Here is a 12,010-nt window from a genome sequence, read left to right as displayed (position 1 = left end):
CCTCAAGGAGAGAACGCTGATGAATGCCGTGAATCCGTTTCCGACCCCGCCAGCGGCGCTTCGCCGTCCGCGCACGGTCGAGCGCCTCGTCACCGGCCGGCCCACGTCCGACGGTGCCGGGGTCAAGCTCACCCGGGTGCTGACCCAGGGGCTGCAGAAGCGTCTCGATCCCTTCCTCATGCTCGATGCCTTCGGCAGCGATCGCGCCGAGGACTACATCGCCGGTTTTCCCGATCATCCGCACCGCGGCTTCGAGACCGTCACCTACATGATCGCCGGGCGCATGCTGCACCGCGACAGCGCCGGCCACGAAGGCTTGCTCGAGAGCGGCGGTGTGCAGTGGATGAGCGCCGGGCGAGGCGTGATCCACTCCGAGATCCCGCAGCAGCAAGAAGGGCGGATGGAAGGCTTCCAGCTGTGGCTGAATCTGCCGGCGAAGGACAAGATGAGCGCACCCTGGTACCGCGATTTTGCCGCCGCCGAGTTGCCGCGCTTCACCACTGCGGCCGGCGTGGACGTGGTTGTGATCGCCGGCGAAAGCCAGGGCGTGCAGGGCGCAGTCAGCCGCGAGGTCACTGCGCCGCTCTATCTCGACCTCCGGCTGCCGGCCGGGGCTGCGTTCAGCCAGGCGCTCCCGCCCGGGTACAACGCCTTCCTGTATGTCTACCGGGGGGAACTGACGGTGGGCGGCACGGCCGTGCCGGTGCGCACCATGGCGATCCTCGGCAACGAAGCCGACAGCGACGGCGTGGTCATCGAGGCCGCGCAAGGGACCGCAGAAACCCGCGCCCTGCTGATTGCCGGGCAGCCGCTGAACGAGCCGATCGCCCAGTACGGCCCCTTCGTGATGAATACCGAGCAGGAAATCTACCAGGCTGTCGCCGACTACCGCGCCGGGCGCCTGGGGGGCTGAGCGCCGCGGCATCCGCGTTCCCGCCCCGTCCAGCCGCGCTGCGTCGGGGGTGTTCGCCCGGCGCGCGCCGGCTTCAGCTGTCCGCCAGCGCCTTCAGCGCTGCGACCTGGGCGGTGATCGGCGCCGGTATCGGGATGTCGCCGGCGAGCATGGCACGGATCAGCGCCGCGTTGTCGGCCACCGAAGGCGTGCCGGGGAGGGTTTCGAGCGGAGGCGCACCGCCGGTTTCGGCAGCGACGCCGGCGGCGGCTTCGCCGTCCACATAGGCCTTCATCTCCGGGCAGCGCCGCGGGTTGGCGTAGATCTCGCCCTCGGTGCCGCGCAGCAGCATCGCGCGTGCGCGGTCGGCGCGCAGGAAGGCGTCCATCCGCTCGAGGTATTCGGGATGGGTTACCGCGATCACCCGCACGCTGCGTCCGCGGCAGGGGTCGAGCAGCTTGGCGACGGTGTGGCCGCTGGCGCGCACGCCCAGGCGGGGACGCAGTGCGAGCAGTGCGTCCAGCCCCGGCAGCAGCTGGTCGACACCGAGGCAGGCGATGCGCCGGGCCGCCAGCTGCGCCGAAGCAGCGGCCGGGTCGGCCTCCGGGTGGAGGGCGAGCGCGGCGAGCAGCTCGAACGGACTCACCCGGGAGTCGAAGTCGTGCCGGCCCTGGATCAGCACCGGCACCCCGCTGCGCGCCAGGAGCAAGGCCACCAGCGGCATCAGGTTGGGCTGGCGGCGCGCGCCATTGTAGGTTGGCAGCACCACGCAGCGTGGCCCGGGGGGGACGGCGAGCTGCGCGGTGCGCGCGTCCATTGCCTGCTTGAAGCCGACCAGTTCGTCGAGCGACTCGCCCTTCAGCCGGAAGCTGATCAGGATTGCGCCCAGCTCCAGTTCCGGAACCGTGCCGTCGAGGATGTCACCGAACAGCGCGGCCGCGGTGGCCGCATCGAGGGCGCGCGCGCCCTTGGCTCCCCGCCCGATTTCCTTGATGATTGCGCCGTATTTCATGGCGGCGATTATGGCCGTGATCCTGCCGCGGGGCCAGCCTGACGCGGGCCGGAGCGAACCAAGGGAGAAAGCGGAAAATGGATGTCGGATTCATCGGGCTGGGCCTCATGGGGCGACCCATGGCGCTCAACCTCCTCAAGGCCGGACACACGGTGCAGGTGTGGAGCCGGCGGCGCGAATCGATGCAGCCCCTCCTCGACGCCGGGGCGGGCGATTGCGCCAGCGCCGCGGAACTCGCCCGCCGGGCGCCGGTGACGATCAGCATGGTCGCCGACGCACCCGACGTTGAAGAGGTCGTGCTCGGCCCGTCCGGGGTGGCGGACGGGGCGGGCGCAGGCCACCTGCACATCGACATGAGCACCATCGCTCCCGCAGCGGCGCAGTCGATCGCCGCTCGCCTGGCACAGCGCGGCATCACCGCGCTCGATGCGCCGGTCTCCGGGGGGGAGGGCGGGGCGATCGGCGGCACGCTGACGATCATGGTCGGCGGCGAGGCGGCGGCCTGCGCCCGCGCCCGTCCGCTGTTCGAAGCCATGGGGCAGTCGATCACCCGCGTCGGCGAGGCCGGCGCCGGCCAGGTCGCCAAAGCGTGCAACCAGATCCTCACCGGGGTCGGTGTCGCCGCGGTCGCCGAGGCGCTCAACTTCGCGCGCAAGAGCGGCGTCGACGGCAGCAAGGTGCGCGAGGCCCTGCTCGGCGGTTTCGCCGCCTCGCGCATCCTGGAGAACCACGGCCAGCGCATGCTCGAGCGCAACTTCCACCCCGGGTTCAAGGCCTGGATGCACCACAAGGACATGCGCATCGTCCTCGACGAGGCCCAGCGCCTCGGCCTGGCGCTGCCGTCGACCGCGGCGGCGGCGCAGATGTATGCGGCGATGCTCGGCAGCGGCCTGGGCGAGGAGGATTCGGTGGCCATGCTCAAGCTGCTCGAGCGCATGAGCGGCGGTGTGGGCGAGTGACGGTCGAACAGTGGCGATCGAAAATGGGGGCAATCACATGAAAGTGGGTTTTATCGGGCTGGGCGTGATGGGCGCGCCGATGGCGCGCCATCTGCGCGCTGCCGGGCATGAGCTCGCGCTCTGGGCGCGGCGGCCGGAAGCGGCCGCGGCGCTGGCCGGCGAAGGGGTGCCGCTGTGCGCGACCCCGGCCGAACTGGCGGCGCGCAGCGAAGCCGTCATCACCATGGTCACCGCCAGCGCCGATGTCGAGACGCTGGCGCTCGGGGCGCACGGGCTGGCCGCGGGCTTCGGCCTCGGCGCGGTCCATGTCGACATGAGCACGATCGCGCCGGCGAGCGCGCGCATGCTCGCCGCCCGCTATGCCGAGCGCGGCGTGGGCTGGGTCGATGCGCCGGTATCGGGCGGGGCGCAGGGCGCGCACGAGGCGAGCCTGGCGATCATGGCCGGCGCCGAGGCGGCGACGCTGGAACGGGTGCGTCCGCTGCTCGCGGTGCTGGGGCGGCGCATCGTCCATATCGGTCCGCCCGGCGCCGGGCAGGTGGCCAAGGCGTGCAACCAGATGATCATGGTCAGCACGATCCAGGCCTGCGCCGAGGCCGTCCGCCTTGCCGCCGCCCACGGCGTCGATGTCGCCGCGGTGCGCAGTGCGCTGATGGGCGGTTCGGCAGGATCGCGGGTGCTCGAAGTGATGGGGCAGCGCATGGTCGAGCGCGACTTCGGCGCCGGCATCGAGGCCCGCCTGCACCACAAGGATTTCGCCCTCCTGATGGACGAGGCCGCCCGGCTCGGGGCGCCGCTGCCGGTGGCGGCGCAGGTCTGGCAGCAGCTCAACGCGCTGATGGGCGCGGGCTGGGGGCGGGAGGACACTTCCAGCCTGCTGCGCGTGCTCGAAGGCGGGCGTGGCTGAGGGGCGCGGCAGCGCCGTCGCGGCGAGCGCCCGTCCCGGGCGCGGGGCCGTGCCGCGGTCTCGCCTGGTGCTGGTCGGCGTGGCATTGGCCGTGCTGCTGCAGGGCTGCGCGGTGGTGGCGGTGGCCGACGCCGTGGTCACCGTCGGGGTGACCGCGGTCAAGGTCGGGGCGACGGTGGTCGAGACCACCGTGGATGTGGCCGCAGCCGGGGTCGATGCGGCGGTCGGCGAGGATGAGGATGAGGAGTAAGCGTCAGAGTGACATTACTCGGGGGCTAGATGATGTGCGTCTATTGTACTAACATTGCGGCAATTGATCTAACAAAAGAGGTGCTGCCATGACTGCCGTTGCATCGTCGCCTTCCGCCCGGTCTGCCCGCCTCGGGCTGCGCGCCACCCCCGAACAGGAGGCGGTGCTGCGTCGTGCCGCAGAGGTGGCGCACAAGTCGCTGACCGACTTCATCCTCGACAGCGCGTGCCTGGCCGCCGAACATACCCTGCTCGATCAGCGATTGTTCATGGTCTCGGGCAACCAGTATCAGGCCCTGATGGACCTGCTCGAGCGCCCGAACAGTCCAACGACGGTGTGGCCGACCTGTTTGCCCGCAAGGCCCCCTGGGACGCGAAGTGACGCTGCGCGCACCGGAGCCGCTGGCTGCACAGCACCGGCTGGAAGGCTTTCACTGCGGCAAGCCCGCGCTCGACGACTGGCTCTTGCGCCACGCTCGCCAAGCACAGGGCAGTGGCTCGGCCAAGATTTTCGTCGTTGCCGGGGACGATGGCCGTGTGGCGGGCTACTTCAGCCTGACCGTGGGCCAGGTCGATACGCTGGACGCACCGGAGCGCATCCGCAAGGGGATGGGGCAGTACCCGTTACCGGTGGTGATCCTGGCGCGGCTGGCGGTGGCGACGCAGGATCAGGGGCGAGGCATCGGCTTCGGCCTGCTGCAGGATGCAATCCGTCGCACGATGCTGATTGCCGAGCAGGCCGGCATCCGGGCCCTGCCGACGCACCCCATCGATGAAGATGGGGCGCGGTTCTATACCCGGTTCGGATTCATTGCATCGCCGCTGCGTGAGCAGCAACTGCTGCTGCTCCTCAAAGATGCCCGTCGCTGGGTACGCTGAACCATGACCATCGAATCACTGCCCATTTTTACCAGGCCCGCCCGCCAACGGTGGGAATCCATTCCGACCGACATCCGCCAGCGCTTACTGTCCAACGTCTGGTGCGGGTGCTGCAGCCACGAAACAACGATCACCGATTTCAGCGGCACCATCAGGAATGGCAACCTGCTGCTGGTGGGCAAGTGTGCTCAATGCCACGGTGATGTGGCGCGGGTGGTTGAGGGCACGTAGCCCGGCCAAGCATCAATGATCCGAATCCGTACCTGCCCCGCGCGGCTTGCCGTACCAGCGGAAGCGCTCGATCACCTCGGCCATTTCCGTTTCCGACAGCAGCACCGGGGTGCCGAGCTGGAGGGTGCGCCAGTACTGCTCGCACAGGGTTTCGAATTCAATCGCGAGCGCGAGCGCATGGCTGAGGTCGCGGCCGAACACGACCATGCCGTGGTTGGCCAGCAGGCAGGCGTTGCGCTCGTGCAGCGCGGCTACCGCGGCGTCCGACAAGGCCTGGGTGCCGAAAGTGGCGTAGGGCGCGCAGCGGATGGTCGGCCCGCCGAAGCGCGCGATCATGTAGTGGAAGGGCGGGATGTCGAGGCGCTGGCAGGCGAGCGCGGTGGCGAACGGGGCGTGGGCGTGGAGGATCGCGCCGGCGGCGGGAAAGGCGGCGTAGAGGTCGCGGTGCAGCAGCCACTCGGAGGACGGGGCGAGCGCTCCGAGGGGGCGGCCGTCGGCGTCGACGATCACCATGTCGTCGGCGGTGCAGCGCGGCACCGGCAGTCCGCTGGGAGTGATCAGCATGTGCGGCGCGCGGCCGTGGCCGTCCGCATCGGGGCGGGGCTCGTCCAGGCGCACGCTGGCGTTGCCGGCGGTGCCGACGTTGAGGCGGGCTTCGCCCATCGCCCGCATCGCGCCGAGGAGGGCGTCGCGCAGCGCCGGGAGATCGGCCGCTTTCATTGCTGTCGCCTTCATCGTGCCTGCTCCGGGTAGAGCGCGGCGAGGTGCCCGGGGGCGGCGATTCCGCGCTCGGTGACGATGCCGGCGATCAGCGCCGCCGGAGTCACGTCGAAGGCCGGGTTGGCGGCGCGGGTAGCGGGGGGGGCGAGGCTGAGCTCGGCGATCGTGGCGTCGGCGGCGAGGCCGCGGATGCGGCAGACTTCGTCGGCGCCGCGGTCCTCGATCGGGATCGCACGGCCGTCCGGGCAGCCGAAATCGAGCGTCGAATGCGGCGCGGCGATGTAGAAAGGCACACCGGCGGCGTGCGCGGCGAGCGCCTTGAGATAGGTGCCGACCTTGTTCGCGGTGTCGCCGTTGGCGGCGACGCGGTCGGCGCCGGTGATCACGAGGTCGACTTCGCCGCGCATCAGCAGCAGGCCGGCGGCGTTGTCGGCGATCAGCGTGTGCGGCACGCCGGCCGCGCGCAGCTCCCAGGCGGTGAGCAGGCCCTGGTTGCGCGGGCGGGTTTCGCTGACCACCACCTCGACCGCGATGCCGGCAGCCTGGGCGGCGTAGACCGGGGCGAGCGCAGTGCCGGCGCCGCAGGTGGCGAGCCAGCCGGCGTTGCAGTGGGTCATCAGGCGCACCGGGCCGGGACGGCGGGCGGCGATCGCCGCGATCAGCGCCAGGCCGTGGCGGCCGATGGCGTCGCAGGTCGCGGCGTCGTCGGCGCGGATCGCCTCGGCTTCGGCCCAGGCCGCGGCGCAGCGGGCGGGCGCCGGCAGCGGGCGCAGCACGTCGGCCAGGCGCGCCAGTGCCCAGTGCAGATTGACCGCGGTCGGGCGGGTGGCGCCGAGCACGGCGAGGGCGTGTTCGAGCACGGCGTCGTCGGCGCCGCCGCGGGCGAGAGCGAGGGCGACGCCGAAGGCCGCGGTGGCGCCGATCAGCGGCGCGCCGCGCACCTGCATGTGGCGGATCGCGTCGGCGGCGGCTTCGAGGGAGGCGAGGGCGACGGTTGCGCTGCGGAACGGCAGCAGGGTCTGGTCGAGGATGACGAGCGTATCGGCCTCGCGGCGCAGGGTGGGAATCGGTTGTACGAACATGGGGCGGGCGGTTGTCGGGGTGGGTGGTCCGGTGGGCGGCGCGGGCTGCGGCGGCGTTCAGACCCGGCGCAGGCGTTCGCCGGCGGCGGCGAGCGTGGCTTCGGTCTTGGCGAAGCAGAAGCGCACCACGCGCTCGTCGCGGCCGTCGGCGAAGAACGCCGACAGCAGGATCGCGGCAACGCCGATGTCGCGGGTCAGGTATTCGCAGAAGACGGTGTCGGGCAGCGTCGAGATCGCACCGAAGCGGGCGAGCTGGAAATAGGTGCCGCGCGAAGGCAGCAGCTCGAAGCGCGCGCCGGCCAGCGCGTCGCGGAAGAAATCGCGCTTGGCCTGGTAGAAGGCGGCCAGCCCGAGGTGGCGCGCAGGCGCGCTCATGTAGTCGGCCAGGGCGAGCTGAACCGGGGTGTTCACGGTGAACACGTTGAACTGGTGCACCTTGCGGAATTCGGCCATCAGCGCGCGCGGCGCCAGGATGTAGCCGACCTTCCAGCCGGTGATGTGGTAGGTCTTGCCGAAGCTCGACACCACGAAGCTGCGCGCGGCCAGTTCCGGGTGGCGGGCGCAGCTGGCGTGGGTGGCGCCGTCGAAGACGATGTGCTCGTAGACCTCGTCGGCGACGACGACGATCGCGGTGTCGCGCACGAGCGCGGCGAGGCGGTCGAGATCGTCCGCCGTCCACACCGTGGCGGTGGGGTTGTGCGGGGTGTTGATCATGATCATCCGCGTGCGCGGGGTGATCGCCGCGGCCACCGCGGCCCAGTCCGGGCGGTAGTCGGGGGCGGCGAGCTGCAGGCGCACGACGGTGCCGCCGGCCAGCTCGATCGCCGGCGCGTAAGAGTCGTACACCGGTTCGAACACGATCACTTCGTCGCCCGGACGGACGCAGGCGGTGACTGCGGTGAACAGCGCCTGGGTGGCGCCGGCGGTGACCGTGATCTCGTCCTCGACGTCGTAGCGGGTGCCGTACAAGGCCTCGACCTTGGCCGCGATCGCCGCGCGCAGCGCCAGGCAGCCGGCCATCGGCGCGTACTGGTTGTGGCCGCTGCGCATCCAGTGGGCGACGCGCTCGAACAGGACGTCCTCGGCGTTGAAGTCGGGAAAGCCCTGGGACAGGTTGATCGCGCCGCATTCCTGGGCGAGGCGCGACATCACGGTGAAGATGGTCGTACCGGTTTTAGCAAGCTCGGGGCGGGGTACAAGCCACTGTTTTTCCATGCTTTCATCCAGAAACGGGAAGGTTGGAAGCGCCCCGAAGCCGAACTTCCGGGCACTCACCGAAGCCGTCCATTCTTTCGCAATCGACAGACTTGAGCAAGAAAGCCGGAAGCGTGGATGCGGCGCGCGGCCTCTCATTCCTGCGGCCCTCCCCCGAATCCCACTTATGATGCCAAGCGAGTGGGGTGGTCGCTGAACCGGCGAGTCGAACGAAGCGGGCTCGTCGAGGCGGCGGGAACGTACCTTCAAGCGCGCAGGCCGTCGGTTTAGTGGCAGACTATGACATTATTTGACATCCTCTGGAGCGCGCCATGTCCCTCAACGTCTCCTTACCCCCAGAGTTGGAAAATCGGGTGCGTCAGCACGTGGAGTCTGGTCTTTACAGCTCTGCGAGTGAAGTCATCCGCGAAGCATTGCGACTGTTCGAGGCCTACCAGGGCGTGCAGGCGGTGAACCTGGCCAGCCTGAAAGCCGACATCGCCCAAGGCGTCGCAGACATCGAGGCGGGCCGGGTGCGCGAGCTCGACATGAACGAAATCAAGCAACGCGGCCGGGCAACGCGGTCCGCACGGCGACCGGCGTAGCGACAGCGTGAGCAAGGTTCGGCATTCCGCCAGGGCGGAAAACCATAGCAACCAGGCGGCCTCGCCCCGACGGGGGCTGTAAACCCATGAATGCAGTAGAAATCGAACAAGCCATCACCGACCTTGCGGAGCAGCCCTTCGACCCCGCAGCGTTCCCCTTCGCCTTCCTTGAAGCCTTCGGCAACAAGGCGACGACCCTCAAGCGTCTGCGCGCGGGAGCGTCGAACAAGTCCGACCTCGGCGGTGTTCTCCAGACCAGCAACATCCACATCCTGACCTGCGACGCCGGGCGGGTGACGCAGACGTTGGCCGCCCTTAAGGCCAGTCCGGCGACGGCCAGGGCCAAGGCGAAGTTCATCCTCGCCACCGACGGCACAGACTTCGAGGCCGAGGACCTCACCAGCGGCGAGACCGTCGCCTGTGCCTTCAAGGACTTCCCGGACCACTTCGGCTTCTTCCTGCCGCTGGCGGGCATCAGCACCGTTCGCCAGATCAGCGAAAACGCCTTCGACATCCGGGCCACCAGCCGCCTGAACCGCCTGTACGTCGAACTGTTGAAAGACAACCCCGAATGGGGCACGGCGGAGCGTCGCCACGACATGAACCAGTTCATGGCGCGGTTGATCTTCTGCTTCTTCGCCGAGGACACCGACATCTTCGTCGGCAAGGGTCGCTTCACCGACACCGTCGCGCAGATGAGCGCCAAGGACTCGTCCAACACGCACGAGGTCATCGCCACGCTGTTCCGCGCCATGAACACCAAGCGCGAGGACCGGGGCGCCGCCAAGGTTCCCCGCTGGGCCGAAGACTTCCACTACGTCAACGGGGCGCTGTTCTCCGGCAACACCGAAGTCCCGCGATTCAGCAAGATCGCCCGCTCCTACCTGTTACACGTCGGCGGCTTGGACTGGACCAAGATCAACCCGGACATCTTCGGCTCGATGATCCAGGCCGTCGCCGAGGACGAGGAGCGTGGCGAGTTGGGGATGCACTACACCAGTGTCCCCAACATCCTGAAGGTGCTGAATCCGCTGTTCCTCGACGACCTGCGGGAAAAACTGGGGGAGGCGGGCGATAACCTGCGCACCTTGCTCAACCTGCGCAAGCGCATCGCCAGGATCAGGGTCTTCGACCCGGCCTGCGGTTCGGGCAATTTCCTGGTCATCGCCTACAAGGAAATGCGCGCCATCGAGGCCGAGATCAATCGGCGTCGCGGCGAGCCGGATCGCGCATCGGAAATCCCGCTCACCAACTTTCGCGGGATCGAACTGCGCGACTTCCCGGCGGAGATCGCCCGTCTTGCGTTGGTCATCGCCGAGTACCAGTGCGACGTGCTGTATCGAGGCCAGAAGCTGGCCCTGGCCGAGTTCCTGCCCTTGCGCAACGAGAACTGGATCACCTGCGGCAACGCGCTGCGGCTCGATTGGTTGTCCGCGTTCCCTCCCAGCGGGACGACTGTGAAGATGCGGGCCGATGACTTGTTCGGTTCACCGCTCGATCAAGCCGAGATCGCCGGGGTTCGACACTTAACCCCGATTTTCGCGCCTTTTCGGAAAGTGACTCCAGTTCCGGCGCGGGTTTGAAGGCCATGATCGCAAAAGTGCTGTGGTGGCACGTTTGTAACAGCCACCGCCAAACTTGACGGCACTTTGTAGGTCGCTAAAGTGGCGGCATGCACGTCAAGCTCACCACCTCCGGAGGCCGCCGCTACGTCCAACTCGTCGAGTCCTATCGCGACGAGGCGGGACGAGTGAAGAAGCGCACCGTCGCCACGCTCGGCCGCGCCGAACAGGTCGATGGGTCGCTCGACGCGGTCATCAACGGCCTGCTGAAGATCACCGGTCGCGAACCGATGGGTGCCAAGCCGCCGGCGCCGACGGTGTCGTTCGAGTCCGCGCGGGCGCTCGGTAACGTGTGGGCGCTGACCGAGCTGTGGAAGTCGCTCGGCTTCTCGGGGCTGCGCCGGGTGTTTCGCCGCACGCGCCGCACCACGGACGTGGAAGCGCTGGTCCGGCTGATGGTGCTCAACCGCCTGTGCGACCCTGAATCCAAACTCGGCGTGCTGCGCTGGGTGCAGACGGTGGCGCTGCCCGACTTCGGGCCGAAGGCGGTCACGCACCAGCAGTTGCTGCGCAGCCTCGATGCGCTGATGGATCATCAGGACGAGGTCGATGCGGTGGTCGCCGGGCTGCTGCGCCCACTGATCGATCAGGATCTGTCGGTGGTGTTCTACGACCTCACCACGATCCGCAGCGAAGGGCTCAGCCAGCAGGCCGGCGACGTGCGCCAGTACGGCATGGCCAAGGAAGGGCTGATCGCCCGCCAGTTCATGCTCGGCGTGGTGCAGACCGCCGAGGGGCTGCCGATCTACCACGAGGTGTTCGACGGCAATACGGCCGAGACCCGAACCTTGCTGCCCACGCTCACCAAGGTGCTCGAGCGCTTCCCGTCGGTGCAGCGCCTGGTGCTGGTGGCCGACCGGGGACTGCTCAGCCTGGACAATCTCGAAGCGCTGAAGGCCGTGCGCTTGGCCAGCGGCAAGCCGCTCGAATTCATCGTCGCCGTGCCCGGTCGGCGCTACAACGAGTTCATCGAGCTGCTCGAACCCTTCCACGAAGCGCAGTGCGCTGGCGCCACGCAGGAGGTCATCTCGGAGCACACCTGGAACGACCTTCGGCTGGTGGTCGCGCACGACCCGGTGACGGCCGCCACGAAGACCCAGCAGCGCAACGAGCGCATCGACGCGCTGACCCGCCAGGCAGACCAATGGACCGGCAAGCTCACCGAGCAGGACGAAGGCGTGAAGCACCGGGGTCGCAAGCTCTCGGATAGTGGCGCCAAGGCGCGCTTCTACCATGCGGTCAGCGAGGCGCACCTGTCGCGCATCATCAAGGTGGATCTGGGCGAGGAGCTCTTCAGCTACCACATCGACGACAAGGCGAAGCGTCTTGCCGAAATGATGGACGGCAAGCTGCTGCTGGTGACCAACGCCGAGGGCCTCGCCGCGCAGAACGTGATTGCGCGCTACAAGTCGCTCGCCGACATCGAGCGCGGTTTCAAGGTGCTCAAGTCCGAGATCGAGATCGGCCCGGTGTATCACCGCCTGCCCGAGCGGATTCGCGCGCACGCGTCGATCTGCTTCATGGCGCTGATCCTGCATCGGGTGATGCGTAGCCGACTCAAGGCCGCCGACGCGGGCTACACGCCCGAGCGCGCGCTCGAGCAACTGCAGCGCATCCAGCATCACCGCGTGCGCCTGAACGGCGGCGAGCCGGTGGCG

At 68.9% G+C, this 12,010-nt stretch carries 13 protein-coding genes and 1 pseudogene; 10 read left to right on the top strand and 4 right to left on the bottom strand.

Features of this window, described 5'->3' with window-relative positions:
- Positions 1-19 precede the first annotated feature (19 nt).
- Entirely contained in the window at positions 20-913 is an 894-nt protein-coding gene (locus MXC99_RS04915; RefSeq protein WP_247724426.1) for a pirin family protein, read from the top strand.
- A 73-nt stretch (positions 914-986) separates the two neighbouring features.
- Here MXC99_RS04915 and ybiB read toward each other — a convergent pair whose 3' ends face one another.
- Entirely contained in the window at positions 987-1,904 is a 918-nt protein-coding gene (gene ybiB, locus MXC99_RS04910) for a DNA-binding protein YbiB (protein WP_247724425.1), read from the bottom strand.
- Between the two features lie 77 nt (positions 1,905-1,981).
- Here ybiB and MXC99_RS04905 point away from each other — a divergent pair, with 77 nt between their 5' ends.
- The 6 genes and pseudogenes from MXC99_RS04905 (at position 1,982) to MXC99_RS04880 (ending at position 5,129) form a co-directional block, all read left to right on the top strand.
- Positions 1,982-2,863 carry an NAD(P)-dependent oxidoreductase gene (locus MXC99_RS04905; RefSeq protein WP_247724424.1) on the top strand — a complete coding sequence of 294 codons (882 nt, stop codon included), beginning with the start codon at positions 1,982-1,984 and terminating at the stop codon, positions 2,861-2,863.
- Between the two features lie 37 nt (positions 2,864-2,900).
- On the top strand, positions 2,901-3,770 hold the full coding sequence (locus tag MXC99_RS04900; protein WP_247724423.1) for an NAD(P)-dependent oxidoreductase: 870 nt from the start codon (positions 2,901-2,903) through the stop codon (positions 3,768-3,770).
- A gap of 49 nt (positions 3,771-3,819) precedes the next feature.
- Positions 3,820-4,020, top strand: a complete 201-nt coding sequence (locus MXC99_RS04895) for a hypothetical protein (protein WP_247724422.1) — start codon at positions 3,820-3,822, stop codon at positions 4,018-4,020.
- Positions 4,021-4,108: 88 nt separating this feature from the next.
- Positions 4,109-4,294: pseudogene (locus MXC99_RS04890) on the top strand (DUF1778 domain-containing protein); the annotation flags it as partial.
- 103 nt (positions 4,295-4,397) lie between these two features.
- Entirely contained in the window at positions 4,398-4,898 is a 501-nt protein-coding gene (locus tag MXC99_RS04885; protein ID WP_247724421.1) for a GNAT family N-acetyltransferase, read from the top strand.
- A 3-nt stretch (positions 4,899-4,901) separates the two neighbouring features.
- Positions 4,902-5,129 (top strand): hypothetical protein, encoded by a 228-nt coding sequence (locus tag MXC99_RS04880; RefSeq protein ID WP_247724420.1) that lies wholly within the window; start codon positions 4,902-4,904, stop codon positions 5,127-5,129.
- 12 nt (positions 5,130-5,141) lie between these two features.
- Here the strand turns inward: MXC99_RS04880 and MXC99_RS04875 are convergent, their stop codons facing one another.
- Genes MXC99_RS04875 through MXC99_RS04865 form a run of 3 tightly spaced genes read right to left on the bottom strand, consistent with a single transcriptional unit; the run spans position 5,142 to position 8,146 of the window.
- A complete protein-coding gene (locus tag MXC99_RS04875; protein ID WP_247724419.1) occupies positions 5,142-5,864 on the bottom strand; it encodes a class II aldolase/adducin family protein in 723 nt (240 codons plus the stop codon).
- Positions 5,861-6,931: an S-methyl-5-thioribose-1-phosphate isomerase gene (gene mtnA, locus MXC99_RS04870; RefSeq protein WP_247724418.1), complete on the bottom strand. Its 1,071-nt coding sequence runs from the start codon at positions 6,929-6,931 to the stop codon at positions 5,861-5,863. Before mtnA ends, MXC99_RS04875 begins: the two co-directional genes overlap by 4 nt.
- 57 nt (positions 6,932-6,988) lie before the next feature.
- A complete protein-coding gene (locus MXC99_RS04865; RefSeq protein ID WP_247724417.1) occupies positions 6,989-8,146 on the bottom strand; it encodes a pyridoxal phosphate-dependent aminotransferase in 1,158 nt (385 codons plus the stop codon).
- A gap of 311 nt (positions 8,147-8,457) precedes the next feature.
- Between MXC99_RS04865 and MXC99_RS04860 the strand changes: the two genes are divergently transcribed.
- From MXC99_RS04860 to MXC99_RS04850, 3 genes are all read left to right on the top strand, one after another.
- Positions 8,458-8,730, top strand: a complete 273-nt coding sequence (locus MXC99_RS04860) for a type II toxin-antitoxin system ParD family antitoxin (RefSeq protein ID WP_247724416.1) — start codon at positions 8,458-8,460, stop codon at positions 8,728-8,730.
- Positions 8,731-8,816: 86 nt separating this feature from the next.
- Positions 8,817-10,313 carry a DNA methyltransferase gene (locus MXC99_RS04855; RefSeq protein ID WP_247724415.1) on the top strand — a complete coding sequence of 499 codons (1,497 nt, stop codon included), beginning with the start codon at positions 8,817-8,819 and terminating at the stop codon, positions 10,311-10,313.
- A gap of 89 nt (positions 10,314-10,402) precedes the next feature.
- Positions 10,403-12,010 (top strand): IS1634 family transposase (locus MXC99_RS04850; protein ID WP_247724414.1); only part of this gene is annotated, 1,608 nt, incomplete at its 3' end.

The sequence above is a fragment of the Thauera aromatica genome (assembly GCF_023093595.1).
GTDB lineage: Bacteria > Pseudomonadota > Gammaproteobacteria > Burkholderiales > Rhodocyclaceae > Thauera > Thauera aromatica_A.
This window is presented reverse-complemented; position numbering and strand designations above follow the sequence as displayed.

Excerpts from the sequence above, each read along its gene's own strand:
- MXC99_RS04915 (WP_247724426.1), top strand. The coding sequence starts at position 20 with ATGAATGCCGTGAATCCGTTTCCGACCCCGCCAGCGGCGCTTCGCCGT.
- ybiB (WP_247724425.1), bottom strand. The coding sequence starts at position 1,904 with ATGAAATACGGCGCAATCATCAAGGAAATCGGGCGGGGAGCCAAGGGC.
- MXC99_RS04905 (WP_247724424.1), top strand. The coding sequence starts at position 1,982 with ATGGATGTCGGATTCATCGGGCTGGGCCTCATGGGGCGACCCATGGCG.
- MXC99_RS04900 (WP_247724423.1), top strand. The coding sequence starts at position 2,901 with ATGAAAGTGGGTTTTATCGGGCTGGGCGTGATGGGCGCGCCGATGGCG.
- MXC99_RS04880 (WP_247724420.1), top strand. The coding sequence starts at position 4,902 with ATGACCATCGAATCACTGCCCATTTTTACCAGGCCCGCCCGCCAACGG.
- MXC99_RS04875 (WP_247724419.1), bottom strand. The coding sequence starts at position 5,864 with ATGAAGGCGACAGCAATGAAAGCGGCCGATCTCCCGGCGCTGCGCGAC.
- mtnA (WP_247724418.1), bottom strand. The coding sequence starts at position 6,931 with ATGTTCGTACAACCGATTCCCACCCTGCGCCGCGAGGCCGATACGCTC.
- MXC99_RS04865 (WP_247724417.1), bottom strand. The coding sequence starts at position 8,146 with ATGGAAAAACAGTGGCTTGTACCCCGCCCCGAGCTTGCTAAAACCGGT.
- MXC99_RS04860 (WP_247724416.1), top strand. The coding sequence starts at position 8,458 with ATGTCCCTCAACGTCTCCTTACCCCCAGAGTTGGAAAATCGGGTGCGT.
- MXC99_RS04855 (WP_247724415.1), top strand. The coding sequence starts at position 8,817 with ATGAATGCAGTAGAAATCGAACAAGCCATCACCGACCTTGCGGAGCAG.